This is a genomic window from Paenibacillus sp. L3-i20 (assembly GCF_022180385.2).
Taxonomy (GTDB): Bacteria; Bacillota; Bacilli; order Paenibacillales; family Paenibacillaceae; genus Pristimantibacillus.
This window is the reverse complement of the sequence record NZ_BQME02000002.1, coordinates 2,415,974-2,440,548: the sequence shown is the minus strand read 5'-3', so window position 1 is coordinate 2,440,548 and position 24,575 is coordinate 2,415,974. Positions and strand designations below refer to the sequence as shown.

Sequence of the window (24,575 nt, the reverse complement as noted above, 5' to 3'; positions counted from 1 at the left end):
ATGAGGTATAAAATTGATTAAATCATTGTAAGCGCTTAAATAATAGCGCTTTCAAGAGTAAATTGGCGATTTATTAATGTTTTTAAAAGAATTACGATAAAAAAGAAGGATTTCGGGTTTATATGTCGTATTATAAGTAGGTACGAGACTATGACATGATATAGAAGGTGTTATTGAATGAATGTTCGTTCCTTCCAGTTGTCCGATTACAAGCAACTAACAGTATTGCTTGAAGAAGTTTTAACAACAGAATGCTATGAGCAAACGATGGAAGCATTTGCGAGGCAATTGTCATGGGACAGTGATCTCGTTTTGGTCGCTTCCAATCAATCAGAAATCGTAGGAATGATTATCGGCACGATCGATAACAACAAAGGTTATTATTATCGAATTGCCGTTTCACCCCTACATCAGCGGAGTGGAATTGGTAAATTGCTAGTATCATCGCTTCGTCAGCGCTTCGAGCAACGAAACGTTAGTAAAATTCTCATTACTGCGGACGAGCATAATGAGCCTGTACTGCCGTTGTACGAATCGATGGGTTATGATGCTACAGATTTTTTCAAGTCGTTCCAGAAACTCAGTATTGTAGCGGGATAAGTAGACGTTACGGCAATTCGTATTTGATGAGAGGCATATCTGCGCCATTGCAATTGGTGTTCAGATATGCTTTTCTTATTATTATAAGGAAATTGAGGTGCACGAACAGGCATGGAACGATATGAACAGTGTATAATCAAAAGCTTTAAGCATAACGGTCATATTCATCGATTATGGCAACAGAACTGGGTCGTGCCAAATGAATATTTGAGTGCTGAACATCAAGAAGAATCACTTATTGTTCTAATTAATCGTCAGACTCCAATCATAGAAGCCGACGGGAAACAATGGGTAAGCAGAGTTCCTGCCGTCTCCTTTTTTATTCCTGGTCAATGGTTTAACATAGTTGCTTTATTGGAAGCTGGAGGCGTTCGTTATTATTGTAATATTACATCGCCGCCTTATTTACAAGGTGGAGTTCTTACTTATATTGATTATGATTTGGATGTAATTCGGACTGCTGACGGAAGCAAATATATTGTCGATCAAGATGAATACGAACACCATAAGGTGCTTTATCATTATCCTCAGGCGGTTCAAGATAAAGTACGGGATGGATTAAACATATTGCTGGATCGAATCGAACGTGGAGGAACCCCCTTTTCGGATGATTCTGCTAGAGCGTATTATGAGAAATTCATGGATGTATTCGGTGAGGTGGATGAATGAAAGTTTTTACGTTGTTGCTTGACTGGCTAAAAACAATTGTAACTGCCCTTGTTATTGTTCTTATCCTTCATTACTTTGTATTTAACCTATCAACTGTAGATGGACATTCGATGGAGCCAACTCTTGAGGAACAAGAATGGCTTTTTATTAATAAGCTTGTTTATTTATTCGGAAGTCCGAAGGTAGGCGATATTGTTATATTGAAGGACCCGCAGGGCGTGGCAGGTCATGAAAGGTTTTTCGTCAAACGAATTGTAGGAATGCCGGGTGATCGTATCGAAATTTCTGGAGAAAAACTGTATAGGAATGGTGAGGTTGTGGACGAGCCATATACAGATACGTTAATTGAAGATATGAATTACGGACCAGAAACAATAAGTGAAGGACACTATTTCGTAATGGGCGACAATCGTCATGCTGGAGCTAGCCTCGATAGTCGTACATTTAACGCAGTGCCTGAAAAACTTATTCAAGGAAGAGCAGACTTTATTCTGTGGCCTTTCGATAAAATAAAAGCTCTTTAACGTACATTTATGACTGGCTGATGGAGGTACAAAATGAAGGAAGTGATGATCTATACAGACGGTGCATGCTCCGGTAATCCAGGCCCTGGAGGCTGGGGAGCTGTATTGTTTTATGGCGGACATCAGAAGGAAATTTCGGGCGGAGATAAGTATTCAACGAATAACAGAATGGAAATTCAGGCAGTTATTGAAGGACTTGAGCTATTGAAAGAAAAGTGCAAGGTAACAGTCTATAGTGATTCCGCATATGTAGTGAACTGTTTTCAGAAGGGCTGGATTCATGGATGGCTTCGTAATGGGTGGAAGAATAGTAAAAAAGAACCTGTAGAAAATCAAGATCTGTGGAAGAAGTTGTGGGAATTAATGAATAAGCACACTGTTGAGTATGTAAAAGTAAAAGGACATAGTGATAACGAATGGAATAATCGATGCGATGAACTGGCTCGCGAAGCGATTAAGCGGTTATAGATGATGATGGATAGATGGGACAAATTGAAGCAAGAAATGAAGGAAGCGGCAAAGGAACTAGGAATTGATTCCATAGGCGTCGCTGCCGCAGATCCTTTCGTAACACTGAAACAACGTTTAATTCGTCACCGGGAGCTTGGAAGAGAATCTGGTTTCGAAGAATCAGATTTGGATAAACGAACTAATCCCGCACTTCTATTTGATGATCCGCAATGTATTATCGCTATAGCCGTTGCGTATCCCTCTAAGCTGATTGACCCACCAAAGTCAGAACCAGGTGCCCGTAGAGGCATAATGTCTCGTTCAGCCTGGGGTGACGATTATCATAAAGTGTTGCGAGATCGACTAGCTAAACTTAATGCCTGGCTTCTGGAGCGTGTACCAGAGATGCGCTCAGAAAGTATGGTAGATACAGGTGCGTTATCAGATCGAGCAGTAGCAGAACGGGCAGGGATAGGTTGGAGTGCGAAAAACTGTTCTATTATATCGCCCAAATTGGGATCTTGGATTTATTTAGGTGAAATGATTACAAACTTGCCGCTCCAACCGGACGAGCCGGTCACAGAGGGGTGCGGCTCCTGTACGAAATGTATAGATGCTTGTCCAACAGATGCACTTGTTGGTCCTGGGCAGTTAGATTCTAAGCGCTGTATTTCGTTTATTACTCAGACGAAAGGCATGATTTCGGATGAATATATGCGCAAGATCGGCAATCGACTTTATGGCTGTGATACTTGTCAAATCGTTTGTCCAGAAAATAAAGGGAAAAACTGGACGCAGCATCCTGAGCTGAAGCCAGACGTAGAGCTGGCAAAACCTCTGCTAGTACCGCTGCTTACAATAGGAAATCGTGAATTTCAGGAACGGTATGGCTCTACTTCTTCCGCATGGCGTGGGAGAAAGCCAATTCAGCGTAATGCTGTTATTGCATTAGGCAACTTCAAGGAAGCAAGTGCGGTACCTGATCTTATTCGTGTGCTTGAATCTGATCCAAGACCCGTTTTGAGAGGAACGGCGGCATGGTCACTTAGCAGGATTGGTGGCGAGCTTGCTGAGGATGCGCTCCGTTTAGCTTTAATGAAAGAAACCGACGAAGAAGCGAATGCGGCAATTAGCCGAGCTTTGGAAGTGTTACAAACCTAACCCTAATTACCCGTAAATTCATCTTTTTTGCTTGGGAAATGCTGTCGTTATTTCGTTGCGGAACAAGCATGAACATGCTATGATACAGGGATGTAATTTATAATATTTCATACTAAATGAAGGGTAAGGTGACATAGATGGAGTGGTACAATATTGTAATTCCTATCGTTACGTTAATTGTAGGTGCAGTTGGCGGATTTTTCGGAGGAGTATTCTACTTGCGCAAGCAAATCGAGAAGATGCAAAGTAATCCTGAGATGCTGCAGAAAATGGCGAAACAGATGGGGTACAACATGAACAAGCAACAGATGAACCGTGCTCAAAATATGATGAAAAATCAAAAGTTTCCACGTAAATAAATTGTAAATGAATATACCGGAAGGAGTTGAAACGAATGGCGGGTAAAAAAGATTACGTCAATTCGAAGGTTACTAACAACCGGGAACAAATCGAACATCATGTCAGAGAGATTTTGAAGCTAGTTGGAGAAGATGTCGAACGTGAAGGTTTGCTTGAGACACCTGCTCGGGTTACAAGAATGTATGAAGAAATCTTCGCAGGATATGAGGTTGATCCTCGTGAGGTGCTTGGCGTAACATTCGATGAACAACATGAAGAACTCGTTATCGTAAAAGATATCGTATATTATAGCCAATGTGAGCATCATATGGCGCCGTTTTTCGGTAAAGCTCATATCGGTTATATCCCAAGCGGGAAGATCGTTGGACTTAGTAAACTTGCACGTCTGGTAGACGCGATTACGCGTCGTTTGCAAGTACAAGAACGAATTACTTCACAAATTGCAGATATACTGGAGCAAGAGCTTTCACCACATGGTGTAATGGTCGTTGTGGAAGGTGAGCATCTATGTATGTGCTCTAGAGGAATTAAGAAAACGGGCAGCAGCACAGTTACATCGGCAGTTCGTGGTGAATTCCGCTCTAGTTCAGCGCTACGCTCTGAGTTTCTCGCACTTCTTAAGTAATGGACAGAACTAAAGACCAATAAATAAGTGAACAAAAGAGCGAGCATGTTAGTTAGACGTACATTCGTACATCTGACAAGCATGCTCGCTCTTTGTTCCTATTTATAGTCGTCATTAATGAATTCGTGCTTCATTCAGTTGCCCTTCTACTTGGCTGAGGAAAAGGGCTGTGCGTTGAATATATTCTCTAGGATGTTTGCGGAACAATAGCTCATGTTGACCATTTTCTACAATCCAAGATCGGGTTAAGGAGTCCCGCTGATTATTGGCTATCGCTTCAGCTGTATGATGCGAAGCTTTGACATCATTTGTCCCATGAATAATGTAAATGGGCATTGCATAATCGTTAGCCACAACTTGCTCTGCTGGAATTGATCCAAAGCTTCCTCCTGACCAAAGGGGGATCATTGTCTCGATTAGCGGGAGAGAAGGGAAACGTGGCAGCGGTACAAATTGATTAAGATTATCGAATAGCGTTTCTGAACTCGGAATAAAAAGACTGTCCAAAATCATCGCGTCAATCTCATCCGTGAGTAGCGCTGTTTGAAGTGCTGTCCCTGCACCCATTGAGAAGCCCCAGACGACTATGTCATCTGCTCCTCTGGATTTCGCATAGTCTATTGCAGCTAGGAGCTGTTGTGACTCCTCACGTCCACCTGTAGCAGGAGCTTTGTATTGCTGTGAGGCATAACCGTAATCAAACAATAGAACATTATAATTAAGATCATGAAGCAATCTTGTTAATTCGTACATTGGGACCCAGTTCTCTTCACGATTGGCTCCATATCCATGACTGAACACGACTGTACGGTTAGAAGCAGCTACTGCACCTGGGTTTGACTGCTCATTCTCGAGATCAACAGCAGGTACATACCACCCGCTAACGGTAGTTTCACCACTATTGCTAGCGAAGACTACGTCTTCATAAGCTGTGCGGATTGCTTCCTGTGGATTAGATTCCAGCGGAGCGACATAAGGGTTAGCCAGCATCCAAGCAACATAACCATGAAAGATTATAATAAGAATAAAACATAAGGCAAGCAGAGATGCGATAGATGCAACGAAAATATGTTTACGTCTTTTCGATGATCCTACAGCAGGAGCCGAAGTTGGATAGGGTAGCTTCATCGGAAAAGCAGGAACGCTAGGAGCATAGCTTTCCATTGTGTGTGTTGTAGTAATTGAAGTACTCATTCGATAGCCCTCCCTCATGATGATGTCAGCTAGCTTTATTGATGTACAATTCATTTAGAAGAAAAAGGAAATCATACTAAATTGAAATGTAAGCGCTATTAAAGGTGTATTACTTTAATCGTAGTTTGGAGATGACTACCTGTCAATTCATGTCGACACATTGTTAATTGGTTGTAATCGTCCTGTAATGTAATAGAAGTTCTTTACGATAACGGCACGTATAAGGTATACTAAATGAGAATTAATTTCACTGACTTTGAAAGAGAGTTTCATTCGATGAAACTTAGACGATATATAAATATAAATGGTTTTGGAATATGAAAAGTGGGGGAAGAGGGCATGGAGGAAGGTAAATCAACAGTACGTGCAGTAGATCGTGCTTTGGATATATTGTTGTGCTTCACATCTAAAACCGATTGGGCGATGACTGAAATTGCTGAATATGTAGGACTTCATAAGAGCACTGTGCATCGTATGCTTGCCACTCTTGAAGAGAAGGGCTTTATTGAGCGTGATCGCTCAACTGAACGTTACCATTTGGGCTTAAAAGTATGGGAGCTATCAGCTAATTTATCTCGTACAGATGATCAAGCGACTATATGGCTTCCAGAGATGGTTAGAATTCGTGATGAGCTGGGAGAAACGGTAAGCATTTATGTTCGAGACGGCTCAGAGCGTATTAGAATGCAGGCAGTTCAAAGCAATCAAGCTGTTAGAAGAGTAGCCCCTGTCGGCGTACGACTTCCTCTATATGCGGGTGCATCTAGTAAAGTGTTAATCGCATACTCTGATCCTGTTGTGCAGGAGGGTCTAACCCATGCACCGACATGGCCTTCTTACATCGAAATGACTCAATATCGTCAGCAACTGCAAGAGATACTTGCTAATGGGTATGCAACAAGCTTCGAGGAACGTGAGCCGGGAGCCGCTGCATTATCGTCACCGATCTTTGATCGTGCGGGGAACATAGCTGCTGCACTTTCTATCTCGGGTCCTGCAAGTCGAATGACGATGGATACGATGCGTCAGTATGCACCAATTATGATGGATGCGGCTAAACGTATGGGGACGATGATTCGTTAATTCGTATGATGGTAAGGCATAACAGATATACTCATAGCTAAACACACAAAAAAGACGTAGCAGATGTTAGACAACATCAACTACGTCTTTTCGTTCAAAATATAACAATTTATAAGTTTGTTATTGTATAAATGACTTATATTTCTTTGCGAAATGATTGCCAAGCCTCCAAAGGGCGGCTATAGCCATTTACGCTTAATTCATTATTTCATTGCAGCGATCATTTGACGAAGCACCGTTTGCAGGATGCCTCCGTTGCGGTAGTAGTCTACGTCTACAAGGGAGTCAAGACGAACGATTGCCGGGAACTCGAAAGTTGTTCCATCTTCGCGAGTTACGTGTACGTTAACGTTTTGGCTAGGCTGAACATCGTTGGATAGACCAGAGATATCAAACGTTTCGCGTCCAGTAATACCAAGTGTTTTCCAGCTTTGACCTTCTGGGAATTGAAGTGGAAGTACACCCATACCAACCAAGTTGGAACGGTGAATACGCTCGAAGCTTTCCGCGATAACAGCTTTTACGCCGAGCAAGAAAGTTCCTTTAGCTGCCCAGTCACGGGAGCTTCCAGTGCCGTACTCTTTACCAGCAAGTACAACTAGGTTTTTGCCTTCTGCTTGATACTTCATGGAAGCATCGTAGATAGACATTACTTCACCAGTTGGCAAGTAAGTTGTTACGCCGCCTTCAGTACCAGGAGCCACTTGGTTACGAATACGGATGTTAGCGAACGTACCGCGCATCATAACTTCATGGTTACCACGACGGGAACCATAAGAGTTGAAATCTTTGCGCTCTACGCCGTTGTCGATCAAGTATTGGCCACCTGGGCTGTTAACTGTAATGTTACCAGCAGGGGAAATATGGTCAGTAGTTACGGAATCGCCCATAAGTGCAAGCACGCTTGCTGAAGGAATATCCGCAATATCTGTTAGATCAGGACCAAGACCTTCGAAGAACGGAGGGTTTTGGATGTAAGTGGATTTAGCATCCCACTCATAGCTTTCACCTTCAGGTACATCGATTGCGTTCCAACGCTCGTTTTGTGTAAATACGTTTTCGTATTTCGAACGGAACATTTCTGGGTTAAGGGAAGAAGCTACTGCAGCCTTAATCTCAGCGTTTGTTGGCCAGATGTCTTTCAAGAATACAGGTTGACCGTCTTGGTCATGTCCAATTGGATCTATAGCAAGATCGATGTTAACTGTTCCAGCAAGTGCATAAGCAACTACAAGTGGTGGAGAAGCAAGATAGTTCGCTTTAACCTGTGCGTGAACACGACCTTCAAAGTTACGGTTACCGGATAGTACAGCAGCAACTGTCATATCATTGTCAGCAATCGCTTTGCTTACTTCGTCTGGCAACGGACCAGAGTTACCGATACATGTAGCACAGCCGTAACCTGCAACATGGAAGCCAAGAGCTTCTAGTGGCTCGATTAGGTTTGCTTTAATCAAATATTCAGTAACAACTAGTGAACCTGGAGTAAGTGAGCTTTTCACATATGCAGGTTTTGTTAGACCACGTGCTACTGCTTTTTGTGCAACAAGACCAGCAGCAAGCATTACGCTTGGGTTGGAAGTGTTAGTACAGCTTGTAATCGCAGCGATTACGACAGCACCGGCACTCATTTTTGTTTGTTGTCCATCGTTATGTTGAACAGCAACAACTTCTTCAATTTTCTCTTCCGTTAGACCATATCCACCTTTGTCGATCGGCGTACGGATGATGCTGTTGAAGCTTTCCTTCATAGCAGTCAATTCGATACGATCTTGAGGACGTTTCGGACCTGCAAGGGAAGGAACAATTGTCGATAGATCAAGCTCAACAACGTCCGTGAAGATTGGATCTGGAGTTGCATCTGTACGGAACATGTCTTGTGCTTTGTAGTAAGCTTCAACAAGCTCGATTTGCTCATCTTTACGACCTGTTTGACGCATGAAATCAAGTGTTTCACTATCAACAGGGAAGAAACCGACTGTTGCGCCGTATTCTGGAGCCATATTTGCAACAGTTGCACGGTCAGCAAGGCTAATGTTGGATAGACCAGGACCGAAGAACTCTACGAATTTTCCTACAACGCCTTTTTTACGAAGGATTTGAGTAACAGTCAGTGCAAGGTCAGTTGCTGTTGAGCCTTCTGCCAAGCTGCCTGTTAGCTTAAAGCCGATAACTTCTGGCATTACGAAGTATAGAGGTTGTCCAAGCATACCTGCTTCAGCCTCGATACCGCCAACGCCCCAGCCAACTACGCCAAGTCCGTTAATCATTGTAGTATGAGAATCCGTACCTACAAGAGAATCCGGGTAAACGACAGTTTCGCCGTCAATTGTTTTTGTAGCTGCTACGGATGCTAGGTACTCAAGGTTAACTTGGTGAACGATACCTGTTCCCGGAGGAACTGCACGGAAGTTGTCAAATGCTGTTTGTGCCCAGCGAAGGAAACGGTAACGCTCTTCGTTACGCTCAAACTCAACTTTTGTATTGTACTCCAAAGCTTCAGGGCTGCCGAAAGCATCAACCATGATGGAGTGGTCAATTACAAGATCAACGGGTACAAGCGGGTTGATCTTCTTAGGATCCCCACCAGCTTTTTTCACTGTGTCGCGCATTGCTGCAAGGTCAACGACAACTGGTACGCCAGTGAAATCTTGAAGAACGATACGTGCAGGGATAAAAGGAATTTCTTTGTCTTCACGGCCTTTTGTCCAGTTGGCCAATTGTTTAACATGTTCAGGTGTAATGGCGCGGCCGTCGAATTGACGAACTGCTGCCTCAAGTAAAACTTTGATGGAAAAAGGAAGCTTGGAAATATCGCCAAGACCTTGCTCTTCCAATCCGCCTAGACGATAGTAAGCATACGAATTTCCGCCGGCTTCAAGCGTAGTACGAACGGAGTACTGATTTTGTTTAGACATCGCTATTCTCCTCATTTCAGTTAGTAGGGGATAAATGTTTGTTTCATTAGATGAAACGCAATTTCAAAAACCTTATACGTATAGTATAGCTTTAAAATAGTCGTTCCGTAAAGTCCAATTATGTCCTTTCTGAGGGTGCTTTTATAGAAATGTAAGAAGCGAAATGTTACATGAAAAGCTGCCGGCGATCATATAATGAAGCAGTCATTCTGTGCCGTTTAGGCGACTAAGCAAAGCCGAAGACTAAGTCAGGGGGGAAACGCGATGTCAAAGTCAGGTAGCCGCGTGACTTACAATCAGCGGGCGAAGCGCAAGACTAATTCGACTAAATCAGGCCATTCATCATCAGCTGCTTCGTCAAAGCGTCAATCGAAGTCAAGCACGGCAGTTATTCAGCGAAAGAAACAAGAAGATATACATGTAGAAAGTGAGCAGCCTACGCAGCAACGAAAACAGGAACTAAGTAGACTATTGCAATCTTTTGATTCCCCAAGACAAGCATCCTCGACTAAGGAAAAAAGCTGGAAGTCTGCTCTAGAGCGATATGTGAATCTTTATAATCAGGCGGAAACAGAACAGCATGCTCGTGTTCTGACCGACTTTGTTGCTGATCGAATTCATCAGGAACGATTGTGCAACAGACTCGATCGTATTCGTGATCGTGACCTCCTGCGAGGTGCTTTACCAGCAGGGAGTGAGACGAAAGCCGAACTTATCCGAGTTAATGAATCAACACATGAAATTTCAGTGCTGCTCAGACTCCATATAAAACGAAGAATGGAGCAATTTGGGCGGTTTTATATGGAAGAACGATACGAGTACGAACGACTTTGGCTCTCACTCAGCAACGGTCAATGGGAAGTGCTTCAGGTTGAGCCAATCATTGCTGAGCGCAGGCCACGCTATGGTGCTTCCGTTCATCAATGGGGAGAGGAAGAAGGCCCGTCAGATTTTGATATCGCACCTATAGCACCATCTAGTCCATTCTTAAATTATGACCTAATGCCTCAATTCAAAAACAAAACAAGAGGGATTCGCTACAGGAGAGATTTGGTTGCTGCTTTTGCGGATCGTTGGTGGAATGAAGGCAATCCAAGCTACGAGACATTTGAGGATAATTGCACCAATTACGTCTCTCAGTGCATCTTTGCAGGCGGTGCTCCTATGAACTATACTGGTAAAAGGGGAAGCGGTTGGTGGTATAAAGGAAGAACCAATGGCGGTGAATGGTGGAGCTATAGCTGGTCTGTCTCCAATGCATTGTCTCTTTATTTGTCCGCAGCGCGCAAAACCGGACTTCAAGCCGTCAACGTACAATCGGCCAATGAACTTCAACTAGGCGACGTAATTACATACGATTGGAACGGAGATGGCCGTTACCAGCACAGCACAATCGTCACTGCGTTTGATTCAGCAGGAGAACCGTTAGTTAACGCCAATACAGTCGCCAGCAGGCACCGATATTGGGACTATCGCGATTCGTATGCATGGACGAAGGGAACAAAATACCGTTTTTTTCATATTCCTAATTTGTTGTAATCGTATATAGTCATGAGCTTCAAAGTGGTTTTGTTCATTTGGTTGTCCGATGGGCTAGAGTTTGATTGGAGCATGAAATTTAATCGTACCGGAGGATATGCTATGGGGAGCAAAGTAAGAGTAGGTCTTGTTTATGGAGGAAAATCCGGAGAGCATGAAGTATCATTGCAGACGGCATTTGCTGTTATGCGTGAGTTTGATTATAGCCAATACGAAATTAAACCTTTTTATATTTCGAAGCAAGGCGAGTGGAAGTCAGGGAATGTATTGCTTGCAGCGCCAGATAGTGTAGAAACATTGCGTTTCGGGGGCGAAGAGGGTGGTTCCTCGAATCACTCGCTGGCTCCTTTGTTCCACACGCTTGATGGAGCAGCTTCAAGAGCTGTGCCAACAGCGGTACAAGAGGCAAAGATTAGCAGTCATAGTGTTACTGAAAGCAACGATGAGCATATTGAAACGATCGATGTTATGTTCCCGTTGCTTCATGGAACATTTGGCGAGGATGGAACAATTCAAGGATTGTTCGAGATGGCAAACATTCCGTACGTAGGAGCAGGAGTTCTTGCTTCAGCAGTAGGGATGGACAAGGTAATGATGAAGAAGGTTTTTGCACAAGAAGGACTTCCGCAATGTGTATTCCGCTACTTTAACCGTACACAGTGGGAGAAGGACTCGTCCTATTTCATTATGGAGTGTGAAGTATCGTTAGGTTATCCTTGTTTTATAAAACCAGCTAACCTAGGTTCAAGTGTTGGCGTATCCAAAGCTAGAAACCGTGAAGAGCTTGTTGAAGCAGTAAATTATGCCTTCCGTTTCGATAGAAAAGTAATAGTCGAAGAGTTTGTTGATGCGCGTGAGATTGAAGTTAGTGTGCTTGGCAATGATGATGCTAAAGCTTCAGTTCCTGGTGAAATTGCACCTTCTAATGAATTTTATGATTATAAGGCAAAATATATCGATGGCAAATCGACAATGATTATTCCGGCTGAGCTGTCAGTTGAAGTTACTGAATCAGTTCGTGAAATGGCTGTTCGCGCATTTCAAGCTATTGATGGTTCTGGTCTTTCACGCGTGGACTTCTTCCTTCGTAAAGAAGACAACGTCATTTTCATAAATGAAGTAAATACATTGCCTGGCTTCACACCGTTCAGTATGTACCCACTGCTATGGCGTGAGACAGGTGTTCCTTATAAAGAGCTCCTAAGCACATTAATCAACCTCGCACTTGAGCGTCATGCGGACAAACAACGCATCGATTTCACAGGTGAATCGCTGTAACTATCGGAATAGGGGGAAATGATATGGGATTTGCAACTGAATTCAACTCCGTTTGTAAATTTAAGTCGGAGCAAGAGCTTTACGAATTGTTGGAATATGGCAAGGGGAAGATGGTCAAAAGTGGATTCCGTGTCTATCCGACTGGACAGAAAGTTATTGCTTATACACCGAACAATGAAGCAATAGCAATTGTACGTATTTCGGCATCGATTGCTGAAATCAATTTTCAAGGTGAAGAAGTAACACAAGTTGAGATGCAGCTTGTAAGAAAACTGACGGCTGAAGAAGCAAAAGTGCAAACAGCGCTGGCTTACGAAATGTTTTTTGGAGAGAGGTCCTAAACGATGATCGTCAGATTCGGTTTTGTAGCGATGAGCCTGTTTTTGGAAAATGCGTCACCCTCACGAACTATGACCTATGCGACGCTTTCCAAGCTCGATGATCGAGAGGCAGGCATTCGCAGATTAGAACGAATTGCAGAAGAGAATTTGACGAACACGCTCCGTATTTTGAAACATAGCAAGGCGCACGAAATAGCGATGTACCGATTTTCTTCGAAGCTAATACCACTTGCGACACATGAGGGAGTAGCTCCTTGGGATCCATATGAGGTTCTTGCTCCAGCTTTTCGTGATGTTGGTCATTATGCGCAGGAGAAAGGAATTAGGGTATCGTTTCATCCGGATCATTTCTGCGTATTTAGTACACCTCGCCCAGAGGTATTGCTGAAGTCTGAGCAGGATTTAATCCATCATGTTCGAATGTTGGAGCTAATGGGCTTAGATGAAACGGCCAAAAATAATATCCACATGGGTGGCGCTTACGGAGATAAAGTGGCCGCAAGTGAACGTTTCATTACTCAGTTTAGTCGATTGTCTCCTATTTATAAGAACAGAGTAACTCTCGAAAATGATGACAAAACGTTTAATGTGCGGGAGACACTTGCGGCTGCAGAAATCGTAGGTGTTCCCATGGTTCTCGATATTCATCATCATGCCGTAAATCCGGGAGATGTTGAAGAGGACGAGCTTATTGAAGGGTTATGGCCTCGCATTGCTCATACTTGGGAATTGGAGCGGGTGAGATTAGGGCTGTCAGATAGTAGTCAGCTTCCTCCCAAAATTCATGCCTCAAGTCCAAAAAGTGTTACCGATCCAAGGGGACATGCAGAATTTGTTGAAGCTGAGCCGCTCCTTCGTTTCCTCAGAGGTGCGGCGCGTGAAACCGCATATCTGGATTGTATGTTAGAAGCAAAGAGCAAGGACGCAGCGCTGCTTCAATTGATGAAGGATCTGAAGGAGCTTGAGCAGAACGGTCAAGGCGTCCGTGTTCTTGATGGTGGAACAGTAGAAGTTACTCCTCTGTAATAACAAAATAGTCGATAAAAAGGTGACAACTCATTATGGAATGGATCGTTTTAGTTCTAATTGGCGTTGTTGCAGCAATGTTCGGCAGTATCGTTGGGCTAGGCGGCGGGATCATTATCGTTCCCGCCGTTATCTATATTGCACCATCATTAATCGGACAGCCAGTTGATCATGCTACCGCAGTTGGTATTTCATTAACTGTGTTAATCGTAACGGCACTTGCTTCAACACTCTCTTATGCAAAGAGAAAGATTGTAGATTTTCGAACGGCTATGTTATTTTTCATTACAAGCGGGCCAGCAGCAATCATTGGTTCGGCTATAACAGGATATTTGAAAGCGGGTACATTCCAACTCGTGTTTGGTCTGTTCATGCTGCTAATGGCGGGGTTGCTTATAGCTCGTGACTATATGAAGCCTTTTAACAAAAAGTGGCCAGTCGTTAGAACAATTACGGATGCAACTGGTAAGGAGCACACGTATAGTTATGGCGTAGTTCCTGCGCTTGCAATTGGGTTTGGCGTAGGACTCATATCGGGATTATTTGGGATTGGTGGCGGGTCGCTATTTGTCCCATTAATGGTGCTTCTGTTTAGTTTCCCTCCTCATATAGCTACAGCAACTTCTATGTTTGTTATTTTCTTATCTTCTATATTGGGAAGCGGTATGCATGTTGTTCTAGGTGAAATTAACTGGTTGCTTGTACTTGCTCTAGCACCTGGCGCATGGATTGGAGGCAAGCTTGGTGCTATGATAGCGCTTCGGATGAGTGGCAAATGGTTACTTTGGCTGCTGCGAATTACACTGCTTGTGTTAGCTGCTCAGTTAATTATAGAAGGCATTAGAGCGATGTGAATTAGTGGAAATTAACGCAACTGTGCGAAACTTGTAACATAATCACTACGTATTGCAATAAGATAAGCGATATTATAAGAATCCAAATCATAGAATTGGAGCAAGGGAGAGTGATAGAGCGTGAACGAAGAAAATAACGCCTTTGTTGTAGGCGGCAAAAGCTTCACTGCTGTCGCTATCAACTGTGCTGCGAAAGCTGGAGAGTGGATTACGACTAAGCTTGGTAATCACTCTAGACTCGAATTGAAGCATTCATCGCATGATCTTGTCACAGAAGTGGACAAGGGTTCGGAACGATTAATACGTAACTTAATTGGAACACACTTTCCTCATCATTCTTTTCTAGGAGAAGAAGGGGTAGAACCAGGACCGGAAGCGTCAGTACAAGCACTTGAGGATGTTAGCGATGCAGAATATTTGTGGATTGTCGATCCCATCGACGGAACAACAAACTTTGTACATGGTTTTCCTTTTTTCTGTGTGTCCATAGCGCTAGCTTATAAGGGTGAGGTCATAGTGGGCGTTATATATGATCCTATCAAAGATGAGCTGTTCGTAGCTGAGAAAGGCAAAGGCGCATATGTACATGGCAAAAGAATGGGAGTTTCGGAAGAAAAGACGCTGCGAGAAAGTTTGATTGCTACAGGACTTCCGACTGATCAGCAATATGCTTTACCTCTTAATCTAAAAGAAATAGCCTGCATTGCACCGGAAGTTCGCAACTTGCGAATTGCTGGATCAGCGGCACTTCATATGGCTTATGTTGCAGCGGGGCGTTTAACTGGATTTTGGGAAATTGGATTGAATAGTTGGGATTTGGCCGCAGGTGCACTGCTGGTAAAAGAGTCGGGTGGGACTGTGACGAGCACACAGGGTGAATCATATACACTGGGCGTTCGCAATATTATGGTAACGAATGGACACATTCACGATGAGTTGCTACATGCTCTTGCTAAAGCAGATACAAAAGAATAGTGATATACAAAATGGACAGCATGGGGCGGATATCGCTTAATGTTGTCTTTTTTTAAACAAATAGATATGAAGGAGCGGATAGGAATGTCGTTTAGGAAAATAAAGTTAATAATAATGGCGACAAGCTGCCTTGTTATCGTAACAGCATGCAGCAGCAGTAACATTGAACCCATTCCTTCGAGTCAAGTTAGTGAGCAGGAAAGTTCAACAACTGTTAAACCGACAACATCGGTAGAGAGTACGAGTGCACCAATAGTAGAGGGTGATTATACCGTAGTAGGTTCAGGTCTTCGTATTCCATGGTCGATAGAGTTTGATAGCAACACGATCTATGTTAGCGAACGAGAAGGAACCATTTTGAAGATAGAAAATAATGAGCTAAACAGGCAAGCAGTTCGTCTTACAAAACCTGTACATCATGATGGAGAAGGTGGTTTCTTAGGTTTTATTCTTGCACCGGACTTTCATGAAACAGGGCTAGCCTTTGCTTATCATACTTATCAAAATAATGGAAGTACGTTAAATCGTGTCGTTATGTTGAAGATAGAGGGTGCAGAGTGGGCGGAGCATCGTATTTTACTGGAAAATATACCGGGTGATCTTTATCATAATGGCGGTCGTATTGCAATTGGACCAGATGGGCATCTTTATGTAACAACTGGGGATGCAGAACAAAAAAATCTGTCTCTCGATAAGAGTAGCCTTGCTGGCAAAATATTAAGAATGAAGCTGGATGGTTCGATTCCAGATGATAATCCGCTGCCTGACTCTTACGTCTACTCCTATGGACATCGCAACCCTCAGGGTCTAGCTTGGACGAAGGATGGAACGCTATATAGCTCAGAACATGGACCTTCTGGTCGTCCTGGTGGTCATGATGAAATCAATGTGATCGACAGTGGGAAAAACTACGGCTGGCCGGATATCATCGGGGATGCGAAGAAAGAAGGCATGATAACACCAATATACCACACAGGTGATGAAGCGATTGCACCATCGGGAACGATTATAGATGACAAGGGGCGTTTAATTATCGCTGCCTTGCGCGGTGAGGCGATATACCGCTATACACCTGAGAGTGGTGTGATGGAAGTGTTACATAAGGGAGAAGGACGTATTCGAGATTTGGAACTGCGAGATGGCATGTTATATTTCATTACGAACAATCGAGATGGACGTGGTCAGCCCTCCAATATTGATGATCGACTAGTAGCGATGAAATATAAATAACTATGAGTGATGCGCTTTATGTATTAAGAAGTTTGAGATTGGCAATATTTTATTGTCTAAAACTGCTATAGTAAATAATTACCTTTATCCATTTAATAGATGATGCTACTCTTATTTGATATACAAAAATTAGCAACGTAGATGAGGTGCAAATAAATATGAATGAAATTTCTATCGTTCCGTACCACCCTGATCTGGCCCCACAAGTAGCAGATATGTGGAATAGCAGCCGGGATAGCTGGGGAGGCGGGAACTCAATCTCTACAGCTGAACAGATAAGACAGGATGAATCGAGCTCTGATTCTCTAGCACTTTACTTAGCGATAGATGGAGAAAAGGTTGTTGGCTATTGCAGCTTAGCGGAATACAGGGAAGATACGGGTGCCCTCTACGTTCCATTACTTAATGTGCGCCCTGATTATCATGGCAAAAAAGTAGGTCGGTTGCTGCTTGACCGTGCGTTAGAACAAACGATTCAGCTTGGTTGGCCAAGGCTTGATCTCTATACATGGGCAGGAAATACGAAGGCTGTTCCGTTATATAAGAAGTTTGGATTTTTCTGGGAAGATCGAGACGATTGTACGCATCTGATGAACATGATTCCTACGGTGCTTCGTACAGAAGCGATTGCTGATTATTTTAATGATCTTGACTGGTATAAGGACTCGACGAGGGAAATCGTAATTGAGCCAGATGGACGCAAGGATAACGACTTTGATTATTTCACATACTCATGGCAGAAAGAATCAACGAACTTGCGGGTAGAGTTTGAGCGACTCGGCCGTGGTATGCGTCTAATTGAGACAGATGATTATTTGCTATCGGCTGAGGTGGAGAAGTTAGAGCTTGTCTTTGGCCGTGAGTATACGATCCACTACCGAATTATCAACAAGTCAGGTAAGCCACTAGCAATCTCGTTAAAGGGTGAAAATAGTGGAAATATCCGCTTCGAGTACGAGCACACGCTTGTGGTAACAGGGGAATCATCACTTTCTGCTAGTTTTTTTGTAGATGAAATTACAGAAGAACAGAGCGTATGGCGCACGCATCCTCGTGTTTGCACAAATGTATTGATTAATGGCAAGTCAGCTCTATTCCAAGTGGGGATTGTACCTAAGTTTCCTGCTTCTCTTTCCATGCATGTACATGGTTTGACCTATCCGGGACGAACAGCGACAGTTTATCTCGATATAGAAAATAACTTTGCTGAGGAAGCTGAATTTTCATTTGAATTGCCTGCACGATCCTTTCTCAAACTTAAGGAGAACAGTCACACCCTGCGTTTGAATGGCAAACAACGCATTTCACTCCCACTTTCCGTTGAGTTGCTTGAACATGGCTTTTATGAGGCGGATCTACCGGTAAGAGCAAAGCTGACAAATGGCAGTTTCGTCTCTTTTACAAAAAAGATTGGTGTTGCTTTCACTGGACTAGGTATTATGCTGGCTGGGGAAACAGAGCAAAATTGGCAGATTAATCACGGTCACTACACACTAGCTTTGAGCAAAGAAGATAACGAGATAACGATCTCAAGTGGTACTGGCATGGAACCGACCTTCCTAAGCTATCCCAAGCTTGGTAAACCTTTTTCGAGCGAATTTTCAAAAAAACGTGCCGAAAAAGTAGTGTTCATAGAGGAAAAGAGTGCAGTCGGCATAAACATCACCTTTAGATCCCTTGCCTATCCTCAAATCGGGCTGATCGTAAAAACACTCCTGTTTGGAGATGGTACGGTGGAGCACAGGATAGAAGTAACAAATACTTCTTCAGACAAAACGGCTGCTGAGCTCTGGATATCCCAAGGATTTTTCCATAGTCTACACCGACCCATTTTGCCATATCAAGGTCGATATGTTGAAGTACCAGCATCTTACGGCAGTGATTTAGACTATTGGGATGGAGAACTACTTAATGAAAATTGGCTATTCTCTAGAGATGATGATGGTTCATGGGGAATGTGCTGGCCAGAGGAATACCGCGTTGATTTTCAACATTGGAATGTGTCCATAGAAACTAATCTGGGCATTATTGAGCCACATAGCAACAAAACGTACGGCCCGTTTTACCTTTCGCATGGGGGCTTTTCCAACTGGAAGGAGTTCCGTGCGTTTGCACAGAAGGAAGCTCTCCCAGCTGATATTTCCCTAACAGCTCATCTTGAGATGAGTGCTAATGAGCATAACCCTTTTGTCGCTAAAGAAGTAATTGATGTTCTCGTAAAGGAGTATAAGCGGCAGTATTTGGATGGAGAATTGATTGCGTCACTGAATAAGGTGGCGGCTTCCGATCAATCGCAACTAATAACGGAAGACGAGGAACAGGCAGAATCCAGCTTCAAGCTGACTGCGGGTGAAGGCTCATATGACATCGTAAATGTAGATGGACATTTTGCCACCCATGATATTCAATTGAGCAGAGCTGTATTCCCAATCGGTCAAGGTAAAGTGAGTATGGAATACGTTGAAGAGCACGGTGAGCAAGTTCTAGTCGCAGACAACGGTCTGATACAAATAAAAGGGGCACCGCAGTTTTATTCGGCGATCTACTCACTAGTCAGTAGCGGCAAGGAGTGGCTAGCTAGCTCTTTCCCTAAACGACAGCCAAAATCATGGTGGAACCCATGGACAGGCGGGATTAGCAATCATGTTGAGGGACTAAGTGCTTACTCAATGGTTAAAGAAGGACGAGAAGCTTCTTTTGCCGAGTTAGTTGATAATAGAGGAAACGTTTGGCAAGGTATCAAGATGAGTTATTCTGTTAATAAGCAGGAGAAATATCGTGGTCTCACTTGTCATCAATACTTCTTGCTGCTTCCTGGTGTACCTGTTCTTTGCCATACGGTAGAGATTGTTCAAAGTACGGGAACGTACTTTGACGGTAAAAGCTGGACTACCGACATCTTCTTGCAAACAGAGGACGAAGACAAAGACGTTTGGCTAAAAACAACAGGGTCTGCGGGCGAGGAATTACGCTATAAGCTGGCACAAGGTGAGTTGTCCGTTAACGAAGCGTCCGACTATATCTTTGGTTCTTCTTCTCGAAAGGATCAGTTGCAAATTGTAACTGACCTTGATAGGGCGGAGCTGCAAGTATACTCGAATAAGGAAGTGGCTTGTGCTTCGGTCGTACGTGAGCTGAATTTGCCAAACGACAGTGTTACTTTTACTTCACCCCTCTTTTTCCTGTTAACAGATGAAGCGATTCCATCCGAATCGTTGTCTGACTTACGGGCAATACGGTTTGACGATCAAGGGAGGATTCACAATGAAAATCATTGATGCACATATGCATTTATCACAAATTGCCGAGTTCCATCGCACAGCTAAGGAACTATCGTTTGTAGACTATTCTGTAGCTGGCATTTTGCAAGAATATGCGGAAAATAACGTTGTATTAGGAATCGGCATGGGTTTGACGGAAACGAAAGCAGATGGTTTTCCTGATGCGGAGTCTATTACACCAATGGGGCTTGATCTGACTGATGCGCTGCCGCCGCAGCTTGTCTACTGCCTTGGAATCAATCCTTTTAAGCTGGATGCTGCCGCTCTGGCAAGGATAGAAGTAGATCTGCAAAAGCCGAACGTCGTCGGTCTAAAAATTTATTTAGGCTACTATCCTTTCTATGCGTATGACAGTGTATATGATCCGATCTACAAGTTGGCTGCCCAATATGGGATGCCTGTTGTGTTCCATACGGGTGATACATACTCGGAGCGAGGGTTGTTAAAGTATTCCCATCCGCTCGCATTGGACGAGGTAGCAGTAAAGCATCGGGATGTAAACTTTATGATGGCTCACTTTGGTGATCCGTGGGTACTGGATGGAGCCGAGGTCGTATATAAAAATCGTAATATGTTTGCCGATTTGTCTGGCTTAATGGTAGGGGATACGGCTAATTGCGAGCGGCTTAAGGACTCTCCGCTCTTCTTCTCCCATCTTCGTCACGCCATCACGTATTGTGATAACTATGACAAGTTTCTGTTTGGAACGGATTGGCCGCTAGCTCCTGTCAAACCATATATTCAGTTCGTGAAAGAGCTAATTCCGGTAGAGTACCACGAAGATGTCTTTTACAAAACGGCATTAAAGGTGTTTCCGAAGATTAAACCGTTGGTGGAGTGATGTTCCCAGTAACTCAAATAAGAGTTACCGGGTTCGAATGCGTGCCTTGAGAGACAATGTCGAACTCACGGGACACAACAACATTTGAATATGGTCACAACTAAATCCAGTAGGAAGTTTTAATACGGAGCTTGTAGTTATACACATAGAGGAGCGTCTCTGTATGCCGAAATACGTGGAAATTGGTTACCCCATTTATGAAGGAATGCCTGTATATCCAGGATTGCCAGAAGTGAAAATAGAGCCTAGAGAGCGTTTGGACAAAGGGGATGACTGGAATGGAAGTGTGTTAAGTATTTATCTTCATGCCGGTACCCATGTGGATGCTCCGTGGCATCATTTGAATAACGGTAAGGGAATAGATGCTGTTCCAATTGAAGACTTCATCTACCGAAAGCCGCTATTAATCAATTGTCCTCTTGGCCCAAACGGTTTTATCACCATCGAAAAGATGGAGGAATATGAAGACCTGTATGAAGCGGATATTCTGATCTTTAATACGGGCACTTGGAAACACCGGGAAACGGATTTTGAGAAATACGCCAATAATTTCCCAGCTGTCTCCCCAGAAGCTGCCGAATACATTCGTACGAAGTTGCCAAACTGCAAAGCGGTGGCCATTGATACTTTGAGTATCGAAAATTTGACAGAAGCAAAAGGTAATGGATATTTTGTCCACCATGCCTTCTTAGACCACGAAAAGTATGAAGAGCCGACAATGCTTATTTATGAAGACATTAATCCAGCGCCATTGATCGGAAAAAAGCTCATTTCAGCCTTTACAGCACCACTTCGCATTAAGAACCACGATGCATCTGTCGTTAATGTGATCGTTGAAGTTGAAGAATAAAAGCTATAACGGGGAACGTTAGATTAACAAAACAGCGACAGTCTAGGACTTTATTTTCTCGTCCAAGGCTGCCGCTGTATTTATAGTTGTGATTCGTCTACGTCTAATACTTTATTTTCTTTCATCATGATTCGATCTTATTTGAACTTCTGCATCGATCTATACAACTTCGTTAATAGATTCTCTATACAGCAACTTCGAAGTGCTCTCTTATAGTGCAGCCATCGCTTTGTTCGCCGCTTCAATCGTTGCATCGATATCTTCCTCTGTATGGGCAATTGTCATGAACCATGCCTCATATTTGGAAGGAGCAAGATTGATGCCTTGATCAAGCATGAGACGGAAAAACTTAGCGAATATTTCTCCATCAGTATTTTGCGCCTCGTCATAGTTTGTGACAGGGTGGTCGCAGAAATGAGCTGAGAAGGAGCCACGAATTTGATTAATAGTAAGAGGGATGCCATGTTGCTTCGCTGCATCGCCGAGTCCCTTAGCAAGTCTTGTTGCTTGAGCATCCATACGCTCATAAATACCTGGTGTTTGCAGTACTTCAAGACAAGCAATACCAGCTGAGATTGAAGCAGGATTGCCTGCCATCGTTCCTGCTTGATAAGCAGGGCCAAGTGGAGCAACTTGCTCCATTATTTCACGACGACCGCCGTATGCACCGATCGGAAGTCCTCCGCCAATGATTTTGCCAAGTGCGGTTAAGTCGGGTTCAATCGCTGCATGATCCGCAAAGAAGTTATATGTTTGAGCAGCACCATAGTGGAAACGGAATGCGCTGATGACCTCATCATAAATAACGAGAGCGCCTGCATCTCTTGTTAGCTTGCACAGCCCTTCCAGATAACCTTCATGAGGCATAACCATGCCGAAGTTGCCGACGATAGGTTCCACCATAACTGCCGCAGTCTCATTACCCCAACGTTGCAGAGCTTCTTCAAGTGCTTTCAAATCATTAAATGGTACGGTAATGACTTCTTGTGCAATGCTAGTTGGAATTCCCGCACTGTCTGGAATACCAAGAGTGGATGGTCCTGAACCAGCGGCGACTAGAACAAGATCGGAATGTCCATGATAGCATCCAGCAAATTTAATGATTTTGTTGCGTTTTGTATAAGCACGTGCAACTCGAATTGTTGTCATAACTGCTTCTGTTCCGGAATTGACGAAGCGAACTTTATCTAGTGATGGAATTGCTTCTTTCATCATTCGCGCAAGCTGGATTTCGAGTTCAGTAGGTGTACCGTATAGGACACCATTCTGTACAGCACGAACGATTGCCTCTGTAATGTGCGGATGAGCATGTCCTGTAATTATTGGTCCGTACGCAGCTAAATAATCGATATAACGATTATTATCAACATCCCAGAAATGAGCGCCTTCAGCACGTTTCATAAAGACAGGAGCGCCTCCGCCTACAGCTTTAAAGGATCGGGAGGGGCTATTAACGCCTCCTACAATATGTTTAAGTGCTTCTTGATATAAATGTTCGGAAGTGGGTCTGTTTGAATTCATCTTTACATTCCTTTCAAAAAGAGATTGTTGTACAAGGAGAGGACAGCCTGCTCGTTGTTCGAGCAGGCTGTCCATTAATGTGGTTAAGTATCATTAAAATATTAACAAAAGGTGGATGGTCATTTATCTAGACGACCGGCTACTGCTTGACTCGCTAGCATTACTTGAGCGCTCGCTAGTACCGTTAGTGCTCTCACTACTGCTTTCTCCATTAGGAGAAGATGATTCAGATGGTGTCGGCAACGTATCATCCTTGAGCAACACTTCCTGTACGTAGCCAATCAATGCGTCGGTATCACGTATCCCAATAACGGATGCGCCGCCAACATGTCTCTCTCCTACAAGCTCCATCGGAGGGATTTGGGCTGAGCCGCCAACCGTGCTCTCTACGCCAAGTTGACCTAGCTTCAGCATATCGCCAACTGTTAAGTTAGTTTCAATGTAAGGTGATACACTTTCTAATATTTTTTTCATTTGAACGATATTCCAAGTCGATTTCATTTCCTTTGCCACTGCGCCGAGGAAATTTCGTTGTCTTTCCGTACGTGTATAATCACTCATCGCATCATGACGGAAACGTACATATTGCAGTGCTTTATCACCATCTAGAAGTTGATAACCTTTTTTCAAATCAATGTCGTAACGATTCCCGTCAGCGTTATCTCTATAACGCATGTCTTTTTCAACTTCAAAGTTGATTCCGCCAATGGTATCGATTAGAGCTTTAAAGCCTTCAAAATCGGTGTATACAAAATATTGAATTTCAAGTCCAAGCAGATCGCCTACTGTTTTCATGGCTAGCGGAGGCCCGCCAATCGTAACGGCGGAGTTAATTCTGCCGTCACCATGATCCGGAATTTCCGCATATGTGTCGCGAAGTACGGAGAACAGATGAGCTTTTTTCGTTACCGGATCAAGAGAAGCGACCATAATGGAGTCAGATCTTGCGATATCTCCGTCTTTGGCATCTCGTGCATCGCCGCCGAGCAACAGAACATTGACTCGCTCTTTACCTTCCCATTTAGGCACTTCTACAACATTTTCTGGTTTGATGTCTTTGAAAATGGATTCTTCTGGTGTCTTTTTGAAATTGTCCAAAGCACTATATATACCAGCGCCCCATATGATCGATACTGTCAAAATACCAGCAGCGATGATGGAGAGGATAATAATTAGCCACTTCCATCGAAATTTTTTCTTTCCATCTGACCGTGTACGCATTGCGTTTGTAGGTCTCCTTTCAATTACGACAATT

22 protein-coding genes are annotated in these 24,575 nt (G+C 43.5%); 18 read left to right on the top strand and 4 right to left on the bottom strand.

Annotated elements, in window-relative coordinates:
• The first annotated feature begins 177 nt into the window (after window positions 1-177).
• From MFF31_RS25085 to folE, 7 genes are all read left to right on the top strand, one after another.
• Window positions 178-600, top strand: a complete 423-nt coding sequence (locus MFF31_RS25085; protein ID WP_238192009.1) for a GNAT family N-acetyltransferase — start codon at window positions 178-180, stop codon at window positions 598-600.
• Window positions 601-711: 111 nt separating this feature from the next.
• A complete protein-coding gene (locus MFF31_RS25080) occupies window positions 712-1,269 on the top strand; it encodes a DUF402 domain-containing protein (protein WP_238192008.1) in 558 nt (185 codons plus the stop codon).
• Window positions 1,266-1,793, top strand: a complete 528-nt coding sequence (gene lepB / locus MFF31_RS25075) for a signal peptidase I (protein ID WP_238192007.1) — start codon at window positions 1,266-1,268, stop codon at window positions 1,791-1,793. Before MFF31_RS25080 ends, lepB begins: the two co-directional genes overlap by 4 nt.
• A 33-nt stretch (window positions 1,794-1,826) precedes the next feature.
• Window positions 1,827-2,261 (top strand): ribonuclease HI, encoded by a 435-nt coding sequence (rnhA, locus tag MFF31_RS25070; RefSeq protein ID WP_238192006.1) that lies wholly within the window; start codon window positions 1,827-1,829, stop codon window positions 2,259-2,261.
• Window positions 2,262-3,404 (top strand): tRNA epoxyqueuosine(34) reductase QueG, encoded by a 1,143-nt coding sequence (queG, locus tag MFF31_RS25065; RefSeq protein ID WP_238192004.1) that lies wholly within the window; start codon window positions 2,262-2,264, stop codon window positions 3,402-3,404. It begins immediately after the preceding gene.
• 137 nt (window positions 3,405-3,541) lie between these two features.
• Window positions 3,542-3,763 (top strand): YneF family protein, encoded by a 222-nt coding sequence (locus MFF31_RS25060; protein ID WP_238192002.1) that lies wholly within the window; start codon window positions 3,542-3,544, stop codon window positions 3,761-3,763.
• Window positions 3,764-3,798: 35 nt separating this feature from the next.
• The gene (folE, locus tag MFF31_RS25055) at window positions 3,799-4,389 is read left to right on the top strand and encodes a GTP cyclohydrolase I FolE (RefSeq protein ID WP_238192000.1); all 591 of its coding nucleotides are present in this window, start codon (window positions 3,799-3,801) and stop codon (window positions 4,387-4,389) included.
• 114 nt (window positions 4,390-4,503) lie between these two features.
• On the opposite strand, the gene MFF31_RS25050 is transcribed toward folE, so the two are convergent.
• Entirely contained in the window at window positions 4,504-5,583 is a 1,080-nt protein-coding gene (locus MFF31_RS25050; protein ID WP_238191997.1) for an alpha/beta hydrolase, read from the bottom strand.
• Between the two features lie 339 nt (window positions 5,584-5,922).
• Here MFF31_RS25050 and MFF31_RS25045 point away from each other — a divergent pair, with 339 nt between their 5' ends.
• On the top strand, window positions 5,923-6,666 hold the full coding sequence (locus tag MFF31_RS25045; RefSeq protein ID WP_238191995.1) for an IclR family transcriptional regulator: 744 nt from the start codon (window positions 5,923-5,925) through the stop codon (window positions 6,664-6,666).
• A gap of 203 nt (window positions 6,667-6,869) precedes the next feature.
• Here MFF31_RS25045 and acnA read toward each other — a convergent pair whose 3' ends face one another.
• Window positions 6,870-9,584: an aconitate hydratase AcnA gene (gene acnA / locus MFF31_RS25040; protein ID WP_238191993.1), complete on the bottom strand. Its 2,715-nt coding sequence runs from the start codon at window positions 9,582-9,584 to the stop codon at window positions 6,870-6,872.
• A 264-nt stretch (window positions 9,585-9,848) separates the two neighbouring features.
• On the opposite strand from acnA, the gene MFF31_RS25035 reads away from it, so the two are divergent.
• From MFF31_RS25035 to MFF31_RS24990, 10 genes are all read left to right on the top strand, one after another.
• A complete protein-coding gene (locus tag MFF31_RS25035; RefSeq protein WP_238191991.1) occupies window positions 9,849-11,123 on the top strand; it encodes an amidase domain-containing protein in 1,275 nt (424 codons plus the stop codon).
• Window positions 11,124-11,225: 102 nt separating this feature from the next.
• Window positions 11,226-12,401 (top strand): D-alanine--D-alanine ligase, encoded by a 1,176-nt coding sequence (locus MFF31_RS25030; protein ID WP_238191989.1) that lies wholly within the window; start codon window positions 11,226-11,228, stop codon window positions 12,399-12,401.
• Window positions 12,402-12,424: 23 nt separating this feature from the next.
• Window positions 12,425-12,742, top strand: a complete 318-nt coding sequence (locus MFF31_RS25025; protein ID WP_238191987.1) for a hypothetical protein — start codon at window positions 12,425-12,427, stop codon at window positions 12,740-12,742.
• 3 nt (window positions 12,743-12,745) lie between these two features.
• Window positions 12,746-13,768, top strand: coding sequence for a UV DNA damage repair endonuclease UvsE (gene uvsE, locus MFF31_RS25020; protein ID WP_238191985.1), 1,023 nt, complete (start codon window positions 12,746-12,748; stop codon window positions 13,766-13,768).
• Between the two features lie 35 nt (window positions 13,769-13,803).
• Window positions 13,804-14,622: a sulfite exporter TauE/SafE family protein gene (locus MFF31_RS25015; protein WP_238191983.1), complete on the top strand. Its 819-nt coding sequence runs from the start codon at window positions 13,804-13,806 to the stop codon at window positions 14,620-14,622.
• Window positions 14,623-14,742: 120 nt separating this feature from the next.
• Window positions 14,743-15,597: an inositol monophosphatase family protein gene (locus MFF31_RS25010; RefSeq protein ID WP_238191981.1), complete on the top strand. Its 855-nt coding sequence runs from the start codon at window positions 14,743-14,745 to the stop codon at window positions 15,595-15,597.
• Between the two features lie 84 nt (window positions 15,598-15,681).
• Window positions 15,682-16,827 carry a PQQ-dependent sugar dehydrogenase gene (locus tag MFF31_RS25005; RefSeq protein ID WP_238191979.1) on the top strand — a complete coding sequence of 382 codons (1,146 nt, stop codon included), beginning with the start codon at window positions 15,682-15,684 and terminating at the stop codon, window positions 16,825-16,827.
• A 158-nt stretch (window positions 16,828-16,985) separates the two neighbouring features.
• A complete protein-coding gene (locus tag MFF31_RS25000) occupies window positions 16,986-20,105 on the top strand; it encodes a GNAT family N-acetyltransferase (RefSeq protein ID WP_238191977.1) in 3,120 nt (1,039 codons plus the stop codon).
• Complete coding sequence (locus MFF31_RS24995) at window positions 20,092-20,949, top strand: amidohydrolase family protein (RefSeq protein WP_238191975.1); 858 nt, start codon at window positions 20,092-20,094, stop codon at window positions 20,947-20,949. The genes MFF31_RS25000 and MFF31_RS24995 overlap by 14 nt, the downstream gene beginning before the upstream one ends.
• A 163-nt stretch (window positions 20,950-21,112) precedes the next feature.
• Window positions 21,113-21,799, top strand: coding sequence for a cyclase family protein (locus MFF31_RS24990; RefSeq protein WP_238191973.1), 687 nt, complete (start codon window positions 21,113-21,115; stop codon window positions 21,797-21,799).
• A 210-nt stretch (window positions 21,800-22,009) separates the two neighbouring features.
• Here MFF31_RS24990 and MFF31_RS24985 read toward each other — a convergent pair whose 3' ends face one another.
• Complete coding sequence (locus MFF31_RS24985; protein WP_238191971.1) at window positions 22,010-23,320, bottom strand: glutamate-1-semialdehyde 2,1-aminomutase; 1,311 nt, start codon at window positions 23,318-23,320, stop codon at window positions 22,010-22,012.
• A gap of 123 nt (window positions 23,321-23,443) precedes the next feature.
• Window positions 23,444-24,541 (bottom strand): LCP family protein, encoded by a 1,098-nt coding sequence (locus MFF31_RS24980; protein ID WP_238191969.1) that lies wholly within the window; start codon window positions 24,539-24,541, stop codon window positions 23,444-23,446.
• Between the last annotated feature and the right edge of the window lie 34 nt (window positions 24,542-24,575).

What these genes read in the sequence shown, in the direction of transcription:
- uvsE (WP_238191985.1), top strand. Translation starts at nt 12,746, where the DNA reads ATGATCGTCAGATTCGGTTTTGTAGCGATGAGCCTGTTTTTGGAAAAT.
- acnA (WP_238191993.1), bottom strand. Translation starts at nt 9,584, where the DNA reads ATGTCTAAACAAAATCAGTACTCCGTTCGTACTACGCTTGAAGCCGGC.
- MFF31_RS25050 (WP_238191997.1), bottom strand. Translation starts at nt 5,583, where the DNA reads ATGAGTACTTCAATTACTACAACACACACAATGGAAAGCTATGCTCCT.
- lepB (WP_238192007.1), top strand. Translation starts at nt 1,266, where the DNA reads ATGAAAGTTTTTACGTTGTTGCTTGACTGGCTAAAAACAATTGTAACT.
- MFF31_RS24990 (WP_238191973.1), top strand. Translation starts at nt 21,113, where the DNA reads ATGCCGAAATACGTGGAAATTGGTTACCCCATTTATGAAGGAATGCCT.
- MFF31_RS25080 (WP_238192008.1), top strand. Translation starts at nt 712, where the DNA reads ATGGAACGATATGAACAGTGTATAATCAAAAGCTTTAAGCATAACGGT.
- MFF31_RS24985 (WP_238191971.1), bottom strand. Translation starts at nt 23,320, where the DNA reads ATGAATTCAAACAGACCCACTTCCGAACATTTATATCAAGAAGCACTT.
- MFF31_RS24980 (WP_238191969.1), bottom strand. Translation starts at nt 24,541, where the DNA reads ATGCGTACACGGTCAGATGGAAAGAAAAAATTTCGATGGAAGTGGCTA.
- MFF31_RS24995 (WP_238191975.1), top strand. Translation starts at nt 20,092, where the DNA reads ATGAAAATCATTGATGCACATATGCATTTATCACAAATTGCCGAGTTC.
- MFF31_RS25025 (WP_238191987.1), top strand. Translation starts at nt 12,425, where the DNA reads ATGGGATTTGCAACTGAATTCAACTCCGTTTGTAAATTTAAGTCGGAG.
- MFF31_RS25015 (WP_238191983.1), top strand. Translation starts at nt 13,804, where the DNA reads ATGGAATGGATCGTTTTAGTTCTAATTGGCGTTGTTGCAGCAATGTTC.
- MFF31_RS25030 (WP_238191989.1), top strand. Translation starts at nt 11,226, where the DNA reads ATGGGGAGCAAAGTAAGAGTAGGTCTTGTTTATGGAGGAAAATCCGGA.
- MFF31_RS25035 (WP_238191991.1), top strand. Translation starts at nt 9,849, where the DNA reads ATGTCAAAGTCAGGTAGCCGCGTGACTTACAATCAGCGGGCGAAGCGC.
- MFF31_RS25005 (WP_238191979.1), top strand. Translation starts at nt 15,682, where the DNA reads ATGTCGTTTAGGAAAATAAAGTTAATAATAATGGCGACAAGCTGCCTT.
- folE (WP_238192000.1), top strand. Translation starts at nt 3,799, where the DNA reads ATGGCGGGTAAAAAAGATTACGTCAATTCGAAGGTTACTAACAACCGG.
- rnhA (WP_238192006.1), top strand. Translation starts at nt 1,827, where the DNA reads ATGAAGGAAGTGATGATCTATACAGACGGTGCATGCTCCGGTAATCCA.
- queG (WP_238192004.1), top strand. Translation starts at nt 2,262, where the DNA reads ATGATGATGGATAGATGGGACAAATTGAAGCAAGAAATGAAGGAAGCG.
- MFF31_RS25045 (WP_238191995.1), top strand. Translation starts at nt 5,923, where the DNA reads ATGGAGGAAGGTAAATCAACAGTACGTGCAGTAGATCGTGCTTTGGAT.
- MFF31_RS25085 (WP_238192009.1), top strand. Translation starts at nt 178, where the DNA reads ATGAATGTTCGTTCCTTCCAGTTGTCCGATTACAAGCAACTAACAGTA.
- MFF31_RS25060 (WP_238192002.1), top strand. Translation starts at nt 3,542, where the DNA reads ATGGAGTGGTACAATATTGTAATTCCTATCGTTACGTTAATTGTAGGT.
- MFF31_RS25000 (WP_238191977.1), top strand. Translation starts at nt 16,986, where the DNA reads ATGAATGAAATTTCTATCGTTCCGTACCACCCTGATCTGGCCCCACAA.